The organism is Shewanella loihica PV-4, from assembly GCF_000016065.1.
GTDB classification, from domain to species: Bacteria; Pseudomonadota; Gammaproteobacteria; order Enterobacterales; family Shewanellaceae; genus Shewanella; species Shewanella loihica.
Map to the genome: position 1 here is coordinate 3,312,515 of NC_009092.1, position 21,822 is coordinate 3,334,336.

The 21,822-nt window shown below is 56.5% G+C and carries 16 protein-coding genes; 7 read left to right on the forward strand and 9 right to left on the reverse strand.

What is annotated here, in order from left to right:
- Window positions 1-7: 7 nt before the first annotated feature.
- Together torA and torD are read left to right on the forward strand one after the other, a co-directional pair.
- Complete coding sequence (gene torA / locus SHEW_RS14445) at window positions 8-2,494, forward strand: trimethylamine-N-oxide reductase TorA (protein ID WP_011866595.1); 2,487 nt, start codon at window positions 8-10, stop codon at window positions 2,492-2,494.
- 29 nt (window positions 2,495-2,523) lie between these two features.
- Complete coding sequence (gene torD / locus SHEW_RS14450) at window positions 2,524-3,159, forward strand: molecular chaperone TorD (protein WP_011866596.1); 636 nt, start codon at window positions 2,524-2,526, stop codon at window positions 3,157-3,159.
- Window positions 3,160-3,170: 11 nt separating this feature from the next.
- Here the strand turns inward: torD and SHEW_RS14455 are convergent, their stop codons facing one another.
- The gene (locus SHEW_RS14455; protein WP_011866597.1) at window positions 3,171-4,397 is read right to left on the reverse strand and encodes a DEAD/DEAH box helicase; all 1,227 of its coding nucleotides are present in this window, start codon (window positions 4,395-4,397) and stop codon (window positions 3,171-3,173) included.
- Between the two features lie 168 nt (window positions 4,398-4,565).
- On the reverse strand, window positions 4,566-7,691 hold the full coding sequence (gene torS, locus SHEW_RS14460) for a TMAO reductase system sensor histidine kinase/response regulator TorS (RefSeq protein ID WP_011866598.1): 3,126 nt from the start codon (window positions 7,689-7,691) through the stop codon (window positions 4,566-4,568).
- A gap of 67 nt (window positions 7,692-7,758) precedes the next feature.
- On the opposite strand from torS, the gene torT reads away from it, so the two are divergent.
- Window positions 7,759-8,922: a TMAO reductase system periplasmic protein TorT gene (gene torT / locus SHEW_RS14465; RefSeq protein ID WP_011866599.1), complete on the forward strand. Its 1,164-nt coding sequence runs from the start codon at window positions 7,759-7,761 to the stop codon at window positions 8,920-8,922.
- Window positions 8,923-8,931: 9 nt separating this feature from the next.
- Here the strand turns inward: torT and torR are convergent, their stop codons facing one another.
- Window positions 8,932-9,657 (reverse strand): two-component system response regulator TorR, encoded by a 726-nt coding sequence (gene torR, locus SHEW_RS14470; protein ID WP_011866600.1) that lies wholly within the window; start codon window positions 9,655-9,657, stop codon window positions 8,932-8,934.
- Between the two features lie 284 nt (window positions 9,658-9,941).
- On the opposite strand from torR, the gene SHEW_RS14475 reads away from it, so the two are divergent.
- Entirely contained in the window at window positions 9,942-10,310 is a 369-nt protein-coding gene (locus tag SHEW_RS14475) for a PilZ domain-containing protein (RefSeq protein WP_011866601.1), read from the forward strand.
- A 481-nt stretch (window positions 10,311-10,791) separates the two neighbouring features.
- Complete coding sequence (locus SHEW_RS14480; RefSeq protein ID WP_011866602.1) at window positions 10,792-11,877, forward strand: linear amide C-N hydrolase; 1,086 nt, start codon at window positions 10,792-10,794, stop codon at window positions 11,875-11,877.
- 83 nt (window positions 11,878-11,960) lie between these two features.
- Here the strand turns inward: SHEW_RS14480 and SHEW_RS14485 are convergent, their stop codons facing one another.
- Together SHEW_RS14485 and radA are read right to left on the reverse strand one after the other, a co-directional pair.
- A complete protein-coding gene (locus SHEW_RS14485) occupies window positions 11,961-12,461 on the reverse strand; it encodes a GNAT family N-acetyltransferase (RefSeq protein WP_011866603.1) in 501 nt (166 codons plus the stop codon).
- Between the two features lie 26 nt (window positions 12,462-12,487).
- The gene (gene radA, locus SHEW_RS14490; protein ID WP_011866604.1) at window positions 12,488-13,861 is read right to left on the reverse strand and encodes a DNA repair protein RadA; all 1,374 of its coding nucleotides are present in this window, start codon (window positions 13,859-13,861) and stop codon (window positions 12,488-12,490) included.
- 329 nt (window positions 13,862-14,190) lie between these two features.
- Here radA and SHEW_RS14495 point away from each other — a divergent pair, with 329 nt between their 5' ends.
- Window positions 14,191-16,581 (forward strand): PilZ domain-containing protein, encoded by a 2,391-nt coding sequence (locus SHEW_RS14495; protein WP_011866605.1) that lies wholly within the window; start codon window positions 14,191-14,193, stop codon window positions 16,579-16,581.
- A 9-nt stretch (window positions 16,582-16,590) separates the two neighbouring features.
- Here SHEW_RS14495 and SHEW_RS14500 read toward each other — a convergent pair whose 3' ends face one another.
- On the reverse strand, window positions 16,591-17,517 hold the full coding sequence (locus tag SHEW_RS14500; protein WP_011866606.1) for an alpha/beta fold hydrolase: 927 nt from the start codon (window positions 17,515-17,517) through the stop codon (window positions 16,591-16,593).
- Between the two features lie 262 nt (window positions 17,518-17,779).
- Window positions 17,780-18,763 (reverse strand): phosphoserine phosphatase SerB, encoded by a 984-nt coding sequence (serB, locus tag SHEW_RS14505; RefSeq protein WP_011866607.1) that lies wholly within the window; start codon window positions 18,761-18,763, stop codon window positions 17,780-17,782.
- Between the two features lie 153 nt (window positions 18,764-18,916).
- Here serB and SHEW_RS14510 point away from each other — a divergent pair, with 153 nt between their 5' ends.
- Window positions 18,917-19,540 (forward strand): AhpA/YtjB family protein, encoded by a 624-nt coding sequence (locus SHEW_RS14510; protein WP_398351639.1) that lies wholly within the window; start codon window positions 18,917-18,919, stop codon window positions 19,538-19,540.
- 234 nt (window positions 19,541-19,774) lie between these two features.
- Here SHEW_RS14510 and deoD read toward each other — a convergent pair whose 3' ends face one another.
- Both deoD and SHEW_RS14520 read right to left on the reverse strand, forming a co-directional pair.
- Entirely contained in the window at window positions 19,775-20,485 is a 711-nt protein-coding gene (deoD, locus tag SHEW_RS14515) for a purine-nucleoside phosphorylase (RefSeq protein WP_011866609.1), read from the reverse strand.
- A 109-nt stretch (window positions 20,486-20,594) separates the two neighbouring features.
- Window positions 20,595-21,812, reverse strand: coding sequence for a phosphopentomutase (locus SHEW_RS14520; RefSeq protein WP_011866610.1), 1,218 nt, complete (start codon window positions 21,810-21,812; stop codon window positions 20,595-20,597).
- Between the last annotated feature and the right edge of the window lie 10 nt (window positions 21,813-21,822).

Genomic DNA, 21,822 nt, shown 5'->3' on the forward strand with positions numbered 1-21,822 from the left:
TAGCATCATGAACAGAAGAGATTTTCTAAAAGGCCTCGCCGCCAGCTCCTATGTCACCCTAAGCGGCTCATCGCTGTTGGCACCGCTCAACGCCCTGGCCAGCACGGGCACGGATGAAGTGTGGAAAACCACGGGCTCCCACTTCGGCGCCTTTAAGATGACCCGCAAGAACGGCGTCATCGATAAGGTGATCTCCTTCGACCTGGATAAATACCCGACCGATATGATCAATGGGGTCAAGGGCCTGGTCTATAACCCATCCCGCGTGCGCTACCCTATGGTGCGCCTCGACTTCCTGCTCAAGGGGCACAAGAGCAATACCTTAGAGCGCGGTGACTACCGCTTCGTGCGTGTCACCTGGGACAGGGCCCTGTCACTGTTTAAGGACTCATTAGATGAGATCCAAACCAAATACGGCCCGTCAGGGCTGCATGCGGGCCAAACCGGCTGGCGCGCCACGGGTCAGCTGCACTCCTCCACCAGCCATATGCAACGCGCGGTAGGAATGCACGGCAACTTCGTCAAGAAGGTGGGCGACTACTCCACCGGCGCCGGTCAGACGATTCTGCCCTACGTGCTCGGCTCGACCGAGGTCTACGCCCAGGGCACCTCCTGGCCGCTGATCTTAGAGCACAGCGACACCATAGTGCTCTGGTCAAACGACCCCTATAAGAACCTGCAGGTGGGCTGGAACGCCGAGACTCACGAGTCTTACGCCTATCTGGCACAGCTGAAAGAAAAAGTGGCCCAGGGCAAGATCCGGGTGATCAGCATAGATCCCGTGGTCACCAAGACCCAGAAATACCTGGGCTGCGAGCAGCTCTACATCAACCCACAGACAGACGTGGCCCTGATGCTGGGTATCGCCCACGAGATGGTGAGCCAGAATCTGCACGACAAGGCCTTCATCGAAGGCTACAGCCTGGGCTTCGACGAGTTCCTCCCCTACCTGCTAGGTGAGAAAGATGGCGTGGCCAAGACCCCTGAGTGGGCTAGCCAGATCACAGGCGTGAGTGTCGAGATCATCAAAGATCTGGCCAAGGTGATGACTAAGGGCCGCACCCAGATCATGATGGGCTGGTGCATTCAGCGTCAGCAGCATGGTGAGCAGCCCTACTGGATGGCGGCGGTGCTGGCCACCATGATAGGCCAAATCGGCCTGCCGGGCGGCGGCATCAGCTATGGCCACCACTACTCCAGCATAGGCGTACCTTCATCGGGCGCGGCGGCGCCGGGCGCCTTCCCACGTAACCTAGATGAGGGCCAGAAGCCCCTGTTTGACAGCAGTGACTTCAAGGGGGCCAGTAGCACCATACCAGTCGCACGCTGGATAGATGCCATCCTTGAGCCGGGCAAGACCATAGATGCCAACGGCAGCAAAGTCACCTACCCCGACATCAAGATGATGGTGTTCTCGGGCAACAACCCTTGGAACCATCACCAGGACAGAAACAAGATGAAGCGCGCCTTCCACAAGCTGGAATGTGTAGTCACCATAGACGTGAACTGGACCGCCACCTGCCGCTTCTCAGACATAGTGTTGCCAGCCTGTACCACCTTCGAGCGCAACGACATAGACGTCTATGGCAGCTATGCCAACCGCGGCGTCCTGGCGATGCAGAAGATGGTCGAGCCCCTGTACGAGAGCCTGTCGGACTTTGAGATCTTCACCCGCTTTGCGGCACTCATGGGTAAAGAGAAGCAATATACCCGCGGCCTGACCGAGATGGACTGGCTAAGAAAACTCTACGACGAATGTAAGGCCGCCAACGCTGGTAAGTTCGAGATGCCAGATTTCAACACCTTCTGGCAGCAGGGCTATGTACACTTCGGTGAAGGAGAGAATTGGACCCGCCACAGCGATTTTAGGGACGACCCTGAGATCAACCCGCTGGGCACGCCATCAGGCCTTATCGAGATCTTTAGCCGCAAGATCGCCCAGTTTAACTACGACGATTGCCCCGGCCACCCAAGCTGGATGGAGAAGAGCGAGCGCAGCCACGGCGGCCCTGGCTCAGACAAGTACCCCATCTGGATGCAGTCATGCCACCCGGATCAGCGTCTGCACTCGCAGATGTGTGAATCCCAGGAGTACCGCGAGACCTATACCGTACAGGGACGCGAGCCTGTCTACCTCAATCCGCTGGACGCCAAGGCCCGCGGCATCAAGGATGGCGATCTGGTACGCGTGTTCAACGACAGGGGCCAGCTTCTGGCGGGCGCCAGGGTATCGAACCGCTTCCCTCAGGGCGTGATCCGTATCCACGAGGGAGCCTGGTATGGCCCAGTGGGCAAGGATGGTAGCAAGCAAGGCGGCAACGAGATAGGCGCCCTGTGCAGCTACGGCGACCCCAACACCCTGACCCAGGATATCGGCAGCTCTAAGCTGGCACAGGCCTGCGCCGCCTACACCTGTCTGGTGGAGTTCGAGAAGTTCAGCGGTAAGGTCCCAGAAGTCAGCGCCTTCAGCGGTCCCATAGAGATCAGCCGCTAAAATAAGCTAGCGGTCACAGGAGAATTAAGATGAATAAGCCATCGATTGATCAAACACCAGCCAACCAGGCGCGAGCCAGGGTCTACCGCCTGCTGTCGGATCTGTTTGCCAAAGAGATAGATCATCAACGCCTACAGAGCCTGCAAAGCGCCGAGGCCCAGGCCTTCTTTGACCTGCTAGCCGGCGAGCCTAGGCTGGCGCCTGAAGTGAATATTATACAGGAGGTGTTGGCTGAGCTGGGCGATGAGGCCTCCCTACTGAATCTGGCCGCAGATTATTGCGGCCTCTTCCTGGTAGGCGGCAAGCAGAGCGCCAATCCCTATGCGGGCCTCTATCTGACGCCTGAAGGCGATGAGGAGCAGCCGCAGCTGTTCGGCCCTCAGCATCAGGAGATGCTTGCCCTGCTCAAGCAGAGCAAGCTGGGAGTGCAGAGCGATTTTCCCGAGCCGGCGGATCATATCTCAGTGATCTTGGCCTATGTCGCCCAGCAGGCCACCAGCCTGGATGACAAAGCGCAGCAGCGTTTTATAGCCAAGTATCTGGATGCCTGGCTAGCGGAGTTTGCCAAGCGTGTGAGTGACAGAGACCCAGGCCGCTTCTATCAGGCCCTCGCCAGGCTCACCCAAATCTGGGTCAGCCTGGATTGTGAGGCGCTTGGCGCCTGATATCAGAGCTACTAGCGTCTACCACCCTGACCGCGCCGCTTGGCGCGGCGTTTCTGCGCCGCCTTGCCATTGCGACGGGGATTGGGGTCAGCCTTGGTGAGATCCGGCTCGAAACCGGGCAACCATTGCTGAGGCAGACGCTTATCCAGCAGCGCCTCTATCTCCTCCAGCAGCAAGGCATCCTCTTCGCAGTAGAGGGTCACGGCGACCCCCTGCTTACCCGCACGGCCGGTGCGACCGATGCGATGCACATAATCCTGGGCCACATAGGGCAGCTCATAGTTGACCACATAGTCCAGAGACTCGATATCTATCCCCCGCGCCGCCACATCCGTAGCCACCAGTACCTTGATCTCTCCACGGCGGAAATCGGCCAGCACCTGCTCGCGTGCGCCCTGGCCCAGATCCCCGTGAAACGCCTTGGCCATGATGCCTTGCTCACACAAGCGGGCGGCCAGCTTGTCGGCGGCCACCTTCTTACGGCTAAACACCAATACCCGCTGCCAATCCCCCTTGTTGATCAGATGAGACAGGAGGGCAAACTTGCGCTCGCTATCCACCGCATAGACTCGCTGCTCGACATCCTGGCTGGCGCTGTTCTGCGGGCTAACGGCGATGCGTTTGGGCTGCTTTAACCAGCGATGACTCAGTGCAAGCACCTTGTCATCCAGGGTTGCTGAAAACAGCAGGGTCTGACGCTCGCTCGGCAACAGCGCCATCAGCTCGGCAATCTCATCGGCAAAGCCCATATCCAACATGCGATCGGCCTCGTCGAACACCAGTTGCGCCACGCCATCTAGCTTGGCGGCGCCGCGTCTGTGCAGGTCCAGCAGACGACCCGGGGTGGCGACGATCAGGTCGACGCCTGCGGCAAGCTGCTGGCACTGGGCCTCTATGCTGACGCCGCCATAGACCAGCCCCGCCGACAGCGAGGTAAAACGGGCGAAATCTGAGATCCCCTGATGAACCTGCAGCGCCAGTTCGCGGGTGGGCACCAGCACCAGGGCTCTGGGCTGTTTATCTGACCCTTCAGCCTGCGCAAGGCCCATCAGCTTAGCCAGGATAGGCAGGGCGAAGGCGGCCGTCTTGCCCGTGCCCGTCTGGGCCGAGGCCATGAGATCGACGCCGCTCAGCACCAGGGGGATCGCCTCGGCCTGGATCTGAGTCGCCTCGCTAAATGCCAAGGCTTCCAGCGCCTGTTGCAGTGGCGCAGGCAGAGACAATTGAGAAAATAACATAGGTGAAGATCCCGCTTTAGTTGCTGTTGTGAGTAGAGGGTTAACAATGGGGCGCAAGTGTAGCAGATTTCGCCCATGGCTCTAGCAGATTCAGGCGCCTAATGCACCGCTTTTTAGCTCCGCTATTGCATTGATGCCAGCTGCACTATTGCGTTGATGCTAGCTGCTCTATTGCGTTAATGCTAGCTGTGCCTCGAAGTCGGCGACCGAGTCACGCCACAGCTGCCTGAGCCCGCAAATATCAGTCGCCTGCAGCTCGCTTTTTTCCAGCTGTTGGCAACGCCTTGTCAGCCTGACCATGCCCATGTTGGCGCTGCTGCCCTTGAGACCGTGGAGCAGCTTACGACACGCCTCATTCTTATCCTCGGCGGCCTGTTCGGCTTCCTGTTCAGCTTTCTGCTCAGGCGTGGATTCGACAAGCTGCTCCAACTCGGTCAGCTGCGCCTCGCTGGAGGACAAATAGAGGCTCAACATCTGCACCATGGCCGCCTCGCCGAGACAGTCAAAATCCCCCTGAAACTGGGCGCTGTCCAACAGAGGAGCATCCAGCAGAGGGTCATTCAGCAGAGGATCATCCGGCAGAGAATTTTCCTCCGCTAAAACCTCCGCCGACGTTTCATCAGATTCGACTCGCTCTGCTGCTTCTTTCTCTTTGACGTCTTCGGCTTCTTCGGCGACAGGAGCCGATGTTTTTGACGCCCGCCCTAACCAGCGCATCAGGGCCTGCATGTTGAGCGGCTTGGCCAAGATCTCATCGAATCCTACCGCTCGATAAACTTCGAGATCCTGTGGCTGTAGCTGGGCGGTGAAGGCGGCAAACAGCACATCACTCGCGGCGCACTCACGGAGCTGACTCAGGAGATCTATGCCCGAGCCATCGCTGAGCTGAATATCCAACATCACGGCATCAAAACCCGCGTCTTTATCCTCGAAAACCGCCATGGCCTCGGCGCAGCTTGGCGCCAAAACCACCTCGTGGCCAAGGTGCGCCAGGAAGCCCTGGGCCACCATGACATTGACCTGATTATCCTCCACCACCAGCACTCTTTTTGGCGCGACCTGAGGGATGATATCGGTAGCGCTTAACACGGGCGCCTCACATGCCTCCAAAGGCAGGCTAAAGCCGAAGGTGCTGCCCTTGTTCACCTCGGTCTCGACCCAGAGCCCCTCATCGCCGGCCCCCATCAGGGTGACCAGCTCCTTGCTGATCGCCAGTCCTAGGCCAGTGCCACGGCTGCGTCCCTGATTGGGCTGGGCGCTATAGGCGATAAACAGACGGGCCTTGGCATCTTCGGGGATCCCAAGGCCAGTATCGCTCACGGTAAACTTAAGGCGAGCCCCTGCTTGGCTCACCCGCAGGCAGATCTCCCCAGCCGGGGTAAATTTGATGGCATTGCCCAGCAGATTAAACAGCACCTGGCGCAGCTTGGGGCCATCGATGTTGATCCACTCGGGGAGACGCTCTCGCTCCAGACGCAGCGACAGGCCGGCGTTGCCCGCCCCGGCGAGCATGATGGAGACCACCTCGTCGAGCAGCTCGTTGATGGCCACAGGGCGCGGCTCATTACTCAGCTTGCCCTGCTCCAGGCGAGAGAAGTCTAAGATATCGTTCAGTACCGTCTGCAGCAGGGCGCCGCTGTACTGGGATAGGGCCAGCATCTGCTTCTGGGCCGTGGGCAGCTCAGATTCCCCCAGCAGAGTCAGGGTGCCGAGCAGGCCGTTGAGGGGGGTGCGGATCTCATGGCTCATGGTCGCCAGGAAGAGCGACTTGGCCTTGTCGGCCGCCTCGGCCATCTGTCTCGCCTGGGCATGGCCCTGCACCTCGGCATCCAGGCGGCGATTGGCCTGGGCCAGCTCTTGGGTACGCTCCTGCACCGTCGTCTCCAGCGATGCCTTGTGGGCCGACAACTCGGAGGCCGTCTCCTGCAGCTCAGATTGCAGACGCTGATTATGATCTGTCTTCTGCTTGAAGGCATCGATGGCCGAGGCCATGGCGGTCAGCTCATCATCCCCATGGGGGTCCAGCGCCACCTGAGTATCCCCATTGCTAAGGCGTGCCAGGGCGTCGGTCGCCTCGTGCAGTCTCAGTGCGATCCCCTTGTAGATCACCCGGTATACCACCAGCAGGATCAACACCAGCATCAATAAACCCGTGCCCCAGAGCCCCGCCTTGGCCCAGAAGAGCTGGCGAAGAAAATCCCCCCTGGCCTGCTCCGCCTGGGTTTGCTGAGCCGTCATGGCCCCATCCACCTGAGTGTTGAGCTGACTCAGCTTGTCGCTCAGTGTTTGAAGCTGCGCCGTCTGCAAGGCGAGCACCCCGGCATAGCGGCGCTGCAGCGCGAGTTTATCGCCGACGCCGCGCAGTATCGCCAGCTCATGGGCCAGCTCGGTGGCCCGCACAGGGTCACGCACCACGCCCTTGAGCAGTTCCAGCGGCATAAGATTAGGTTGATTGATGCCTGCAAGAACATAGCTCGCTGCGCTGGCGGGCTCATTGCCAGGCATGCCGCCCTGGGCCTCGCTTGGCTGTAATCGATACTCGCCGCCGCCCTGCTCGGTCAGCACCCGCGACATACTCACCAGCACCTTACTGAGCCCCAGATGTTGCTCGGGCGATTGCAGCAGCTGGCCCACCAGCGCCAAGTGATGAATGAGGGCCAAGGCGCGATTAAGACGCGCCTGAATATCGAGATCTTTCTCTATGATGGTATCGAGCAGATAGCCGCTCTGAGTCGTGCCGGCAACCTCGGGATAGGCCAAGCTCAGCTTGGCCAGCACGGCGGAATCGACGACCGCCAGCTCAGCCTCCAACAGCTCGATAGCCCGTCCAGAGGCATCCACCAGCGCCTGACCATCGCCCTTGAGCTGCTTGGCGAGGGCCAGACGCTCGCCCACCTGATGGCCTAGCTGAGTCAAGTCGTGGATGATCTCCGCCGCTCTGGGGCCGAGGTGGCTGTCGCCCTGGAGGTTAAGCGATTTGAGGCGGGCGATGGCGCCGAGCAGGTTACTGCTCTCGATAGATAACTTGCGCCCGAGAAAGGCGCGCTCCGCCTCCTCCTGCGTCCGCTCTAAGGCCTGGGCATTTTCCTGCAGGGCGCTGACCGACTGCATCAACTGGCGCGCGGCTTCCGAGGCGGGCAGCGCCTCCTCATAGAGGTATTTGTCGGCGGCCTTCACCCAGTAGAGGGATACGCTGCCCAGGCTCACCAGCGTGAGCAGGAGCAGCGCCAGCAGGCTAAAGGCCAGCATGAGACGACCGACTAAACTTTTCCCCGAGAGTGATAAAGCGCCCACATGGCTCCCGTTTAACTGTTACAATGAATCAATGACATGCGTCTGGTTACATTATACTGAGTGCCCTGTGGTGAAGCATAATAAATCTCCCTTTTTCCGCGCCTTTTCCCTCTGTGCTTGCCTCCATGGGCTGGCAATCGCCGCCGGTTTTTCCATATCGGTGACGGCCAATGCTGTTGAGACCTGGTCACTGGAGCAGCGCACTCCCTATAACGCCAAGCTCCAGCAGGTGAAGACGCTCAGCTATCGCCCCCTGAGTACGGCGAAACGGCCCTGGCGACTCTGCGCCCTGGTGCCCCACCTCAAAGATGCCTACTGGATTGGTATAGACTATGGCCTGGTGACCCGGGCACAAACTTTGGGGGTCGCCCTGGAGCTGTTTGAGGCCGGTAGTTACTATGGCAAGGCGAAGCAGCTAGAGCAGCTGGAACACTGCATGAAATCCGATTTCGACGCCATCTTGCTGGGCACTGTGGACCCTGAGCTACTGAAACAGTATCAGGGGCAGATAAGCAAACCTATGCTGGCCCTGGTCAACCGCCTCGACAGCCCTCTGGTCAGCACCCGCATAGGCGTCAACTGGTATCAGATGGGCTGGCATGCCGGCGATTTTATTCATCGCACCACAGCAAAACAGCCTGGCAAGGCTAACACCGAGCAAGCTAACACCGACCAGACTAACACCGGCCAGGCTGTGCAACTGGCACTACTGCTCGGCCCCGAGAAACTCGGCGGCAGCACCTGGGTCGAGCAAGGGATCATGGAGGCGCTTGAGGGCAGCAATGTGAGCATCTCTTCCAACCGCCACGCCGATAACAATCGCGATCTCTATCGGGATCAGCTACATCATCTGCTCAAGGATCACAGGCCAGACTATATACTGGGCAGCGCCGTGGCCATCGAGGCCGCCATAGGCGCCCTGGCGCAGAAGGACACGGCACAAGACATAGCTTTGGTGAGCAGCTATCTGTCGCCCGCCACCCTGCGTGGGCTTTACCGCCATAGGGTCGCCTTTAGTAGCGACGATCAGGTGGTGCTGCAGGGGAAATTAGCGATAGACGTGGTGGTGCGGGAACTCGAGGGCGCAGCCCCCTTTGGCGATATCGGCCCCAGGATAAAGGGGCTCACTCCAGATAATATTCAGATGAAGCAGCTGACCGACAGCCTGGCGCCGGCGGACTTTTACCCCATCTACCGGGTCGAGGCGCCTAAGGCGACTCCTCAACCCTAGCCTTCTACCCTAATCTTCTACTTTTGCCGAGAACAGATAGCCCTCGCCGTGGACGGTAACGAAGAGCTCCGCATGTAGCTTGTTACGCAGGCGGCGGATGATCACATCTATGGTTCTGTCGTTGACATCTTGATTGCGATGGCTGGTCAGCTGCATCAGGCGTTCACGGCTCAGCACCTGCTGTGGGTGCAGCACGAAGGCGCTAAGCAGCTCAAACTCCGCCTTAGTCAGCTTAATCACCGCCTCGCCTTGGGAGAGCCTGCGGCTGTTGAGGGCCAGGCTGTAATCTTCAAACTCGATAAGATCGTCACACCGCTCCAGCTCGGCAATCGCCTGCTGCTGCGCCTTCTTCACCAGTGAGATGCGCCAGAGCAAATTCTTCACCCGCACCAAGAGTTCACGCAGCTCGAAGGGCTTAGTCACATAGTCGTCGGCGCCCATCTCCAGGCCGATGATCTTATCGATCGCCTCGTCGCGCCCGGTCACGAGTATGATGCCTACCTCGGATCGGCTGCGCAGTTCGCGGGTCAGGCTGAGGCCATCGACGCCGGGCAGGTTGATGTCCAACATCACCAGATCGATATGCTGCTGACTGAACTGCTGCCACATCTCTTCACCGTCGGCGGCTTCGAGCACCCGATAACCCTCTTTCTCGAAATAGCCCTTCAGGCGAGCACGGATCACCGCCTCATCATCGACCACAAGCACACAAGGTTGTAATGAAGTTAGGGCCATTACCCCGCTCCCAGACGCGTTAAATAAAGGTTAAGGCTATTATTCACAATTTTTCATAATTGCATATCAGCTTTATCTCAATTATGAGATCTGGCGCGGTTTTTAGCCGCTAGGGCGCCGCTTTTATTTAGGCCTATGCTGCCTATCAGATCTCAGGTTCGATACAAATAGATTTTGGCACAAGTCACTAAAGCTAAATATAAATCAAGATTTTTACACTCGGGTCATGTTAGCTTATGCTTACCTTATTAACATTACGCTCACACTTGAGGCTAGGACAGGTTATGAATGAACGGCGGCAATTTTCGCGCATCTTCTTCGATGTCGATGCGGCGCTCACCCAAGAAGATAAGGTGTGGTCAACCAAGCTGCACGATCTTAGCCTGAATGGTGCCCTGGTCGAGCAGCCCCAAGAGTTCGCGCCAAATCCGGCGCCAATACTCCTGAGTTTCACCCTAGAAGGCTCGGATGTCGAGGTCACCATGGAGACCCAGGTGATCCACCGTCAAGATGGCCAACTCGGCCTCGAATGCCTGCATATCGATATCGACAGCATCAGCCACTTAAGGCGTATGCTCGAGCTCAACACAGGCGATGCCTCCCTACTCGACCGTGAACTCAAGATGTTTATCGAGGTACATGATCAGGGCTGATGCGCTCTCCTGACAGCCATGAGCTTAGCTTGAGCGCACTAGGCTTCAATGAAAGCAACACAAAGGGGACCTAGGGTCCTCTTTTCGATCTGGCGCAACTTGCCTTCGCTCTAACTATTGGGCTGGCTGCTAATCCTGGCACTACCCGATGCGGGCGCCATGAGTTAACTCTCTATGCTCTCCTGTCAATAGACCGCAAGCTCACCTCCCCCCACCTAATCGCTCGCTTAAGCACTTCCTTAACTCTCTTTATAACTCTCTTAGTAACTCGCTTAACCACTCATTTAAAAACGCGGGTTAAAACTCACCAAAGCACAGCTTAAAGCCTCCCTAAAGGCTCGGCGCGAATCAAACCAACATATTCGAATATCGAATGGTTATTAGTTATTAACTATCAGGTTTTGAGCCTATTCTAGACCCATAGGCAAGACCTAGCCGAGAAACCAACCCATTTTAGGTTCAACCAAACGAGGCACTCATCATGAAAAAATCAATCGTCGCAGCCAGCATCGTCGCGCTTATGACTATCGGTGCAGTACAAACCGCTTCAGCTTGCTCTAGCGTTTCGGCCACCACAGACTATGGCACGCTAGTCGCCCGCTCACTAGACTGGGATGTTCACGTAGAAGCTCGCGCCAAGATCATTCCAGCTGGCATAGAAATCAGCTCCAAGGCGCCTAGCTACAAGACTCAGGCCACTTGGACCACCAAGTACAAGTCAATGTCACTGTCTGACAACCCTATCTTCCATGGCACTGCCTACGATGCCATCAACGATCAAGGCCTGTCGGTACATGGTCAGTATCAGGAAGCCAGCAAGCCGTTCCTGACGATGCACAAAGACAATGATAATGGTGCCCCAGCGGTCAACAACGGCCTGCTCGCCACCTACATCACCTCAAACTACAAAACCGTTGCCGAAGCTATCGACGGTCTCGAAAAAGGCGAATGGCAGCCAGCCTTCTCGGATCCTATGATGGACATGGAACATCTGGTACCCGGTCACTTCAACCTGCGCGATAACGAAGGCAACGTGGCCCTCATCCAGCTCAACGCAGGTGGTAAGCTGAAGGTATGGCGTGGCAGCACCAACGATGAACTGCGCTTCGTCACCAACGAGCCCCTGTTCCAGGATCACCTGGAGTTCTCTAAGACGATCGACCGCAGTGCGCTGGGCACCAAACTCCCTGCAGATTACTCGCCACTGTCACGTTATGTGCGCGGCCTGCACCATGCAGAGAGCCAGGACTTCAAGAACATGACCTATCAGCAGACTATGGCGGCGCAGCTACTGGCCTTCCACAGCGCGGTAGCCATCCCACAATCAGTCCAGGCACCTTTCGTCGATGGTCCTAAGATTGCGGAAGAAGGCGGCGTGTTCCCAACCTTCTTCACCGTACAGTACAACCTGAAGAACGGCGACACCGTCTACTCAGACCTGTATGAAGGCCATCAGATCAAGTTCAACTTCGCAGAGGTTAGCGTTGGCAAAGAGCCGGTCTGTGCAAACCTCTCAGTCGATGCTCACGAAGGTCGCGCCGCACCAACCTTTGGCAAGTGTAGCTAACAGACCCTAAGCGCAAAAAAGCCTCCGATATCGGAGGCTTTTTTTATCTAAACGGATCCGTTTTTTTAATCTGGGCCGTTAGCTTAATTCCTTACCTGAAAGGCATCATGGTAACTCACCTCGCCCTGAGGCCATTCGCCGCCCAGTTTACACGCGAGAAAATAAGCCTCGGGCACGCCGGGTAGAATAAGTCCTGCCTTGGGGGCAAAGCCAAAACGCTGATAAAACTCAGGCTCTCCCAGCAACACGCAGCCATGGGCACTTGCGTTATCGAGCGCCTCCAGCGCGGCGCCCATCAAGGCGCTGCCGATCCCCTCTCCCTGACGCTCGGGCACTACCGAGATAGGGCCGAGTCCATACCAGTCTTGGCTCCCATCGGAGATGGTCACCCTGGACAGGGCGACATGCCCCACTATCTTTCCCTGCACCTCGGCCACTAACGATATCGCCAGCGCGCCTGCATCTCTCAGGGCGTTAACGATAAGATGCTCGGTATGGTCTGTGTGGGGCGCCTCGAGAAAGGCGGCCTTGGTGATCTCTTCTATAGCGGCGATATCGCCGGGGGCTTCGCTACGTATATGCATGGGTTTCCTCTTGCTGTCTGTTCACCTTAACAGATCAACTCCAGTAGCTCGTGTATCGTCTTGATGGGGTTAATCTTGGCGCCCAGACCTTCCATCGACTTATGATAATTGCGAAACGGAATGAAGATCTCGGTAAAGCCATGCTGCACCGCCTCCTTCACCCTAGGCACGCCGCTGTCGATGGGGCGCACATCGCCGTTGAGACTCAGCTCGCCCATGATGCAGGTGGTGCGCGGCACCACGAACTCGTTGAGGCTGCTCAGCAGCGCAGCCACCAGCGCCAGGTCGATACAAGTCTCAGACTCGTCTATCTTAAGCCCGCCCACCAGATTGAAATAGGTGTCGTGATAGATCTTGGTGCGGGTATGTTTGCGCAAGATCCCGGTCAACATCTTGATTCGGTTCATGTTCAGGCCAACACAGACTCGCTGGGGAAACTCCCCCTCAGCCTCAGTGGTCAGGCACTGGATCTCCAGCAACAGGTTACGATTGCCCTTGCGGATACAGGTGATGGCCGCCCCGGGAGACTCGGTAGTCGACCCCGAGAGGAAGATCTCGCTGGGGTTATCGACGCTTAACATGCCCCGCTCGGTCATCCTGAAGATGCCTACGGTATCTACGTCGCCGAAACGGTTCTTGTTGGCCCTCAGGGTGCGTACTTGACCGTCGTTACACTCGAGATGCGTCAGGCAATCGACGATATGGATCAGGGTCTGCGGGCCTGCCGTCTCGTTGTTCTTGTTCACGTGGGCCACCAAGAACATGGTGACATTGTTCTGCTTACAGTATTGGGTCAGTGCCTGGGCACTGCCCTTGACCTGGGATGGCGAACCCGGACTGCCGTTGGCAAGGTCCGTCACCACGGCCTGAATTGAGTCGATCACCGCAAACTTGACCTGCTTGGCCTCCAGCTCGGCGATGATCGCCTCCACATTGGTCTCGGCCATCAGGTAGAGGTTTTCCTCGTTGCAGTCCAGCCTGAGGCGATTGACCCGGTTCTTAAACTGCGACAGCGACTCTTCGGCGGTACAGTAGAGCGAGGGCATCAGCTGAGACATGCGCGACACCAGATCCGACAAAATAGTCGTCTTACCGGCGCCGGGATCCCCCGAGATGATGTTGACCGAGCCCGTGGTGAGCCCGCCGCACAGCACCCGGTCTAGCTCACCAATGCCGGTAAGCAGCTTCTTGGCCTCGAACTCCTCCACCTCGCTAAGCTTCTTGGAACCGCCACCGACAGCCCCCGCATAACCGGCCACGGAGCCAGCACTTGACTTAGCCGGTGCCAGCCTCACCTCAGAGATGGTGTTCCACTCGCCGCAGGCATTACACTGCCCCTGCCAGCGGGGAAAGTCCTGACCACATTCGCTGCACACATATGCTGTTTTATTCTTCGCCATAGCTTAACTGTTTGTCATCTCATCAATGTCCGGCCTCTCTGTATCTGCATGCGCAGACAAGAAAGGCCCTTTTCCATGCAGGCATTCTACATGAGTATCTTGAGCGGCTGTAGTGTGCATACGCCAATCGGCGTTATCACTCTGCAGTAAAATGATTCCCACAAGGGGGCTAAAATGCCTTACACTGGCGTTAGGGCTTTCAACCACAGTGTCCGCCGCAGCGATAGCAAATTGTGCTGAATAAACAAAAGGCTATCAAGTTTTGACCCGAGCTGCCGACACAAGAAGATAAGCCGCGCCATCCACTTTGAGTCGAAAAGATATTATCCATGAGTCTAGAGCAACATAAGGCATTGATCGAACAGTTAAAACCCCTGCTGATGGAGACCAACTTCCAGGAGCTGTTTGAACATCTGACCTCGGGCGAGTCTAATTCGACCCGTTTTCTGCTCAAGATGGAGCTCAACCGCCTCTCCTCTCCCTGTACCCGGGTTATCGATCTCAGGGACAGATCCGAACTGCCCTGCGCCCCCTTTAGCAGCGGCGCCCAGACACACTTTATCGATACGCCAGCGAAAGAGAACTTTATTCAGGCCCTAGCCCTGTATCAGGGGCAGTACACCCTTGGGGTATACGAGCAGGTGATCGAGGGGCATAAGCTGCGCCGGCAAAGGGCGCGCGAAGGCGACCAAGGGGCCGACACTGCCCTTACCCCCTTTGTGGCCAGCGGCGCCATCTTAGGCAGCTATTTCAATCGCGCCGAAGAGCGGATGAACTATGCGATCCGCATCGGCGTGCTGCAGCCGGGACGCAGCGAGGTAAAAGGGATAACGGTCGACCTCTCGGTCGGCGGCGCCCGCATTCGCCTACCTGTAGATCACGGCCTCAATCCTGAACAGCCGCTTATCGTCAAGCTGCTGGAGCTGAGCGCCGAATACTATTTCGATGACCTGCAGAAAGGGGTGGAGTATCAGGTGGTCGATGTCGAGAGCAATCACGAGTTCAGCTGGATGCGTCTCAAGCGCGTCGGCGGCAGCGACGCCCTGTCGGACATGCTGGCCAACCTGATCCAAGGCTACAAGTTTCGCTACAAGGTGGATATCAACGACATACTGGTCGCCGCCACAGGACTGGGCTTCGAGCGTCACTACCTGCCCCATCTGCCGCACCTGCCGCTGTATGTGGAGCTTAAGGATGGTCAGCATCGCATCACCCACAAGCTGCTGAGCCGCGACAATCAGAAGCTGCAACAGTATTTTGTCGATGAGAAGTCGGTCAGCCAGCTTGGCGGCATGTTGACCCATGAGCGGTTACAGGCGCTGTTTAATGCGCCTCAAGACCCGGATCATAACCTGTTTTTCTGTTTTACCTTTCAGGCGCAAGGAGCGATCTTCTTCTATTCCGCCAGCCTGGCCGAGCTAAAACAGAGCGATCTGCTCGGCCTCTTCCTGCGCTTTGGTGCTACTAAGGCCAGTTGGCGCATCTTCAAGCTGGCCTGTCATGAGATAGACCATGAGATCTCCTATAAATCCAGTATCTTACCCGGTGACTCCAGCTATTACGCCTCGCTGACCGAGGCCCAGCTCAAGTGCTTCACACATGTGCTGCAGCTGATCGATCTCACCAACGAGGAGGTGCTGCCCCAATATGAGGCCTGGGATGCCAAAGGCCATCAGGCCAACGAATTGAAACGTTTCGGCCAGGAAAAGCTGCTGGAAGATCAGATCAAGCTGTTGTCGCTGCAATTTACCGAGCGACGTAACGAGGCACGCTTCTCCTTCAAGACCCTGGTCACCGTCAGCCAGGGCAAGCAGTCTCACCACGGTTTCACCTTAGATATCTCGGGCAAGGGGCTGCAGGTTACCCTAGATGAGCCGGCCAACTTCGATACCACGGCCCCTGTGATGGTCGCCTTTCCCAAGCTGCAACATCTGGCGGGTAAGACGCGTCTGGCGCAGCTGCCCTATCGGCTGATCCGCACCCGCAAGAACGGCGTCACCATACACCTGGCCGCCATGGTCGGCCACACGCCCCATGTCGGCGTCGCCTTCCTCAGCCGCCTCATCGAGGCCAACCGTGACAAGCTGAGAAAGCTGACCGAGGCCAACAGCGACATGAAGGAGCTCTCCGACGGGCTGAAGAACCTGCTGATGCGTGAGCTGGCCTCCGTCCCCTACTTCATTGAGAAGACGGCAAAATCGGCCAAACTCAGCGTATTAGGGGTGAGCAAACATTCCAATGCCATCGCAGATCTCTTCGCGGCGACCACCCAGGAAGCATTGAAATATGACCTCAGTGCCCTGCTGGATAAGGGCCGCCTCAAAGAGGATTTCATCACCCCTATCCGCCAGATGAAGCCGCAACACGGACTCGAGTTTTTCGAGACCTATGTACAGATCTCCCGCCAGTCTCAGGGACGAATCAAGATAAAATGCGTACCGCCAAGGGAGATTGGCGATCAACAGGCCCAGCTACACTTCATCAGACAGAGCCAGAACCTGGGCCGTTTCATGGCGCTTCGCGTCTACCGAGGCGCCGCTGGTAAGCCGGATATCAATTATATCAAGCGCGAGCTGGAATATATTGGCCTACATGCCCAGCACAAGGCCAAGAAGCTGGAGCAGCTGATGTGGCACATCATAGGGGTTGGTGAGCTGCTGGATATCACGGACGAGGTGATGCTGCGCTATCCAGAGCTGCTTGAGCCGCAAAAAGAGTAATAGCCGAGGCTAGAGCGCTTGGTACCAGCTTAGCACCTGGGGAAAATGATCCTCTGTGGCATCCTTGTGGGTCAGCATCTCGGCGTGGCCATAGTCGTGGCGGTTGCCATTAGCCTTGCTGAGCAAGGTATAGGTCACCGGCTTGATATGGCACTCCTTAATCATGCGCTGCACGTCGGCTGGATTACCCAGCACTTGATCCCCCTTACCTGCAATAAACCAGCTCTTTGGCCAGCCCTGCTTTGCGCCTAAGGCAATTGCCGCCTTGGCGTAATCGAAGCCATCGTCATGATCAATCCACTCGCCTCTGACCCAGTCGATACTCTGGGACAGGGAGGCCCTGGTCTCGTTATCCATCCCCATGCGCCAGCGGTCGGCGGCCAGATAGCCGTGACCGGCGGCAATCGCCGGCGCTAGTTTGTTCCACACCAGATCCACCATCAGCCACTTCTTAAGCGAGCGTACCTTAATGGCGCGCTTACTGCCGAAGGTCAGCAAAGACGCGACACTGGTCTGAAAGAAATCGAAGCGGGCGATGGCGCTGGCCATCAACACGCCACCCCAGGAGTGGGCGCACCAATGCACCTTATGAGCCTCGGGATGCTGAGACAAAATATAGTGCTGTACCAGAGGGAGTTGTTCGCGGATCACCTCCCCCTGACCATGGCTGGCGCCTGTGCTCAATTTTGGGGTACTCAGGCCGCGCCCCAGGGTATCGAGCACATAGACCACGAAGCCCGCCTCGGCCAGGTAGCAGCCAAGCCCCCTGCCCTTATCGCTATAGAAGACGCGGCCGTTAGACATGGCGCCATGAAGCATCAGTATGGGTGGCCGACTCATGTCGGCATCGGGCCGTTTGAGCAGGCGCAGATGGAGTTGTCCCTGACGATAGGGAATAAAACGTGATTCTTGGATCAGAGTAGACACTGAAAACATCCGAGTAAAATTTGATTTAAAGTACTGACTTTAAAGGAGTAACACAAGAGCAAAGCGAGAGAAAAACAAGAGTGAAACAGGCCTAAATCCGTCTTAAACAAGTGTTTAAAAATTATGACTTAAAGATCAAAGATAAAAGGATGATTTTAAACGCGAGCTTTAGATTCAATCAGGAAAAAATTAGCCATTATAGTCGAGATAAAATAAGGCCCGCACTAGGCGAGCCTTTTGATGCTGTGTTAGACCTACCCGAGTATCCCGCCTAAGCCAGGTTCACCAACATGTAGGGCAGTACTCTTAGATCCAACTTGGCGATCGCCGCATCGGCTGCCGCCTTTAGCTTAGGCTTGGCATGATAGGCGATGCCAAAATCCGCCGCCTGCACCATGGGAATATCGTTGGCGCCATCGCCTATAGCCAGACGTTGACCCATTGGGATCTGCCAGCTCTCGGCGCTGCGCAGCACGGTATCGGCCTTAAACTGGGCATCGACCACAGTGCCTATCACCTCACCCTTGAGTTTACCCTCGACTATCACCAGCTCGTTGGCATAGGCGGCATCGAGGTTTAACTGCTGCTTGAGGTGCCCAACGAACGGCGTAAAGCCGCCAGAGGCCAACACCAAGCGCCAGCCATAATCCTGCAACTCGGCCACCATGGCCTCCAGCCCCGGCATTAGCGGCAGCTGGGCACACAGGGTATCTATGATGCCGGCATCGGCCCCCGCCAGCTTGGCCACCCGCTCACGCAGGCTCTGCTCGAAATCCAGCTCGCCCTGCATGGCGCGCTCGGTAACCTCGGCCACCGCCTCGCCAACCCCGGCCATGGCCGCCAGCTCGTCGATGCACTCGATCTGAATCGCCGTCGAGTCCATGTCCATCACGAGTAGACCAGGCCTATCTAGCCTCGGCTGCTGGTCACCAATATACAAGAGCTCAATATCGTCCCTCGCCGCTAGGGCGTCGGCCAGCTTCTGCCCCACCTGCTTGTCGAGGCAGAGCTCGATACAGGTAAGATCGTTTTGGCGGGTGATAAGGGCGATGCTCACAGACGTCGCTGAGGACAACAGCTGCTCGGCGATAATCGCCTGACACTGAGTGCCCTGATAGACCAGACGCAGGCGTAAATCAGCGTTGGGGGCGCTCGCTTCCTCGTGGCGTGTAAGCTGACAGCCATCCAGGGTAAGACTCGCGCTAACCTCATCATAGAGCCATGAAAACAGAGGATTTTGTTGCTGATATGCCATTAGTCGTGCGTCTCCGGGTATCGGGTTAGAGGATAATCCATTATGATTAATAAAACCCTTATCATCTTCAGGTACAAAGTGTTTTTTCTTAAAGGACTCAAAAAGACCCAGAGGCTGACGCGACTACTGCAGATTGCTGTGGCGGTCGCCCTCATGGTGGGCCTGTTCCAATTATGGGAAACTAGCCTACTACAAGGTCAGCAGCTTCTAAAGTCCCAAACCCAAAAGATGGCACGATTATTAGTGCAGCAGACCGCCTATGGCGCCGCCCCGGCGCTGCAGCTGCAAAACGATGAGCAGCTACAATGGCTCACCAGCGCCCTGGTGCTGGATCCTAAGGTGATGTCGGCTACCATCTTCAGCGAGAAGGGGCAACGCCTGGCATTCGCCCAGAGCGTCACCGACGAGCAGCTGGAACCTGAGTCGGAAGAGCTAAAGGCTCTGCTGGCGCCTTATCCGCCCTATGTAGAGGCGGTGCTGCAGGATGATAAGAACCTGGGTTACATAGAGGTGCGTCTGGTGCCGCAGCGCTTCTTCAATGAGATCAAGGAGGCGCACCAGCTCAACATGGAACAGCAGCAGATGATGTTGATCATCGCAGGCCTCATCGGCATGTTGCTCTCCCGCGCCCTCTCCTTTAAACGAGCCGACTTCGAGCGCCGCAAGACCAAGAGCAAAATCGGTAAGAAAATCGCCGCCACCCTGGGAGCGGATGACGCGCAGGAAAGCGACGACTCGGCCCCAGATGCAGGCGGTGATAAGAAACAAGGCAATTAAGAAGGCGTCACCCGGTGAAGGATACAGATAAGACTCACGCTCAGCTTAAGCCAGGTTTAAACAGAGGAAACTCTTAGTCAGATGAAAGGCTAAGTCAGAGGAAAGCCCTAGTCAGACAAAAACCTTGATCAGAGGGAAGCCTTGATCACAGTAATACCCTGGTCAGAGAAACCTTGAAACAGACATAAAAAAACGGGCCAATTGGCCCGTTTTTATTAAACACTCGCGTGATAATTACAGAGTAATAGCCGCTTCCAGTGTCATTTCGATCATCTCGTTGAAGGTGGTTTGACGCTCGTCAGAAGAGGTCTTTTCACCGGTACGGATATGGTCAGATACTGTCACCACACATAGCGCCTTAGCACCAAACTCTTTAGCAACGCCATATAGACCAGCGGCTTCCATCTCAACGCCTAGCACGTCCATCTTTTCCATCACGTCGAACATTTCTGGATCAGGCGTGTAGAACAGGTCTGCAGAGAATACGTTACCAACGCGGTACTTAGTACCTTTCTCTTCGGCTGCCTTAACCACTGCGCTCAGCAGGCTGTAGTCACAGATAGCGGCGAAGTCTTGGCCCTTGAAGCGTAGACGGTTAACTTGAGAATCGGTACAAGCACCCATACCGATGATCACGTCGCGTACTTTAACGTCTGTGCTGATCGCACCACAAGTACCCACGCGGATCAGGTTTTTCACGCCGTAGTCTTTGATCAGCTCAGTCGCATAGATAGAGCAAGAAGGGATACCCATGCCAGAACCCATAACAGAAATACGAACGCCTTTGTAAGTACCTGTGAAACCTAGCATGTTACGTACGTCGGTGACTTGCTCAACGTTCTCAAGGAAAGTTTCAGCAATGTATTTAGCACGTAGCGGGTCGCCTGGGAATAACACTGTATCAGCGAATGCACCGTCGACTGCATTAATGTGTGGTGTAGCCATCTATATAACCCCTATTTTTAGACTTAAGTCTTTTTCTAGTAGCGGTGGCCCAACTTAAGCCACCAAATCATAATATTGTAGCAGGATGACCTTAAGTCATCCTTATTGCCTAGGCGACGAATGACTCGCCATATTCCATAGGCTCTAGACCGAAGTAGCTCGCAATGCTCTGGCCGATATCAGCGAAACTGTTACGACGACCCAGTGAACCGGGTGCTAGACCCGCGCCATAGGCAAGTACTGGCACGCGCTCACGGGTGTGGTCTGTACCCTGCCAGGTTGGGTCACAACCATGGTCTGCGGTCAGCAGCAGTAGATCCTCTTCACCCAGCAGTGCCAACATCTCTGGCAGACGGCTGTCGAAGTACTCCAGCGCGCGGGCATAACCGGCGATGTCACGGCGGTGGCCGTAATGAGAGTCAAAATCGACGAAGTTAGTGAACACGATAGTACGGTCACCCGCTTGCTTCACCTGCTCCAGGGTCGCATCGAACAAAGCTTCCAAACCTGTGGCCTTCACCTTCTTGGTGATACCGCAGTGCGCATAGATATCGGCAATCTTACCCACGCTAACCACCTCACCACCGGCCTCTTTCAGCTTATCGAGAACCGTCTTTGATGGTGGCTCGACCGCGTAATCTTTACGGTTACCGGTACGGGCGAAATCGCTTGGGCCTGTGCCAACGAATGGACGGGCGATAACACGGCCGATATTGTAAGGCTCAAGCTCTTCACGGGCTATTTGACACAAGGTGTAGAGGTTTTCCAGACCAAATGTCTCTTCGTGACAGGCGATCTGGAACACAGAGTCCGCCGAGGTATAGAAGATAGGTAGACCAGAGGTCATATGCTCTTCGCCTAACTCTTCGAGGATCGCCGTGCCTGAGGCGTGGCAGTTACCCAGGAAGCCTGATAGACCGGCGCGCTCAAGGATCTTGTCGGTCAACTCTTTAGGGAAAGAGTCTTTCAGGTCGCTAAAATAGCCCCACTCATACAGAACGGGAACACCCGCCATCTCCCAGTGACCGCTCGGGGTATCTTTACCCGAGCTCAGCTCATCGGCATGACCGTAGGCACCAATCACTTCGACATCGTCACCGAAGCCTTCAGCAAAGCTGCCTGTGCTCTCTTTAGCGGCCAGTGCCAGGCCAAGCTTGGCCAGGTTAGGTAGCTTAAGCGGGCCTTCACGACCATCGTTGGCCTTGCCTTCGGCACATGCCTTAGCAATATGACCAAAGGTGTTTGAACCTGTGTCCCCAAAGGCTTCAGCATCTTTTGCCGCACCGACTCCGAAAGAGTCGAGCATCATAATGACAGTTCTTTTCATCTTTTACTCT

Coding starts and splice junctions, on each gene's coding strand:
- torA (WP_011866595.1), top strand. CDS start 8: ATGAACAGAAGAGATTTTCTAAAAGGCCTCGCCGCCAGCTCCTATGTC.
- torD (WP_011866596.1), top strand. CDS start 2,524: ATGAATAAGCCATCGATTGATCAAACACCAGCCAACCAGGCGCGAGCC.
- SHEW_RS14455 (WP_011866597.1), bottom strand. CDS start 4,397: ATGTTATTTTCTCAATTGTCTCTGCCTGCGCCACTGCAACAGGCGCTG.
- torR (WP_011866600.1), bottom strand. CDS start 9,657: ATGGCCCTAACTTCATTACAACCTTGTGTGCTTGTGGTCGATGATGAG.
- SHEW_RS14475 (WP_011866601.1), top strand. CDS start 9,942: ATGAATGAACGGCGGCAATTTTCGCGCATCTTCTTCGATGTCGATGCG.
- SHEW_RS14480 (WP_011866602.1), top strand. CDS start 10,792: ATGAAAAAATCAATCGTCGCAGCCAGCATCGTCGCGCTTATGACTATC.
- SHEW_RS14485 (WP_011866603.1), bottom strand. CDS start 12,461: ATGCATATACGTAGCGAAGCCCCCGGCGATATCGCCGCTATAGAAGAG.
- radA (WP_011866604.1), bottom strand. CDS start 13,861: ATGGCGAAGAATAAAACAGCATATGTGTGCAGCGAATGTGGTCAGGAC.
- SHEW_RS14495 (WP_011866605.1), top strand. CDS start 14,191: ATGAGTCTAGAGCAACATAAGGCATTGATCGAACAGTTAAAACCCCTG.
- SHEW_RS14500 (WP_011866606.1), bottom strand. CDS start 17,517: ATGTTTTCAGTGTCTACTCTGATCCAAGAATCACGTTTTATTCCCTAT.
- serB (WP_011866607.1), bottom strand. CDS start 18,763: ATGGCATATCAGCAACAAAATCCTCTGTTTTCATGGCTCTATGATGAG.
- SHEW_RS14510 (WP_398351639.1), top strand. CDS start 18,917: ATGGTGGGCCTGTTCCAATTATGGGAAACTAGCCTACTACAAGGTCAG.
- deoD (WP_011866609.1), bottom strand. CDS start 20,485: ATGGCTACACCACACATTAATGCAGTCGACGGTGCATTCGCTGATACA.
- SHEW_RS14520 (WP_011866610.1), bottom strand. CDS start 21,812: ATGAAAAGAACTGTCATTATGATGCTCGACTCTTTCGGAGTCGGTGCG.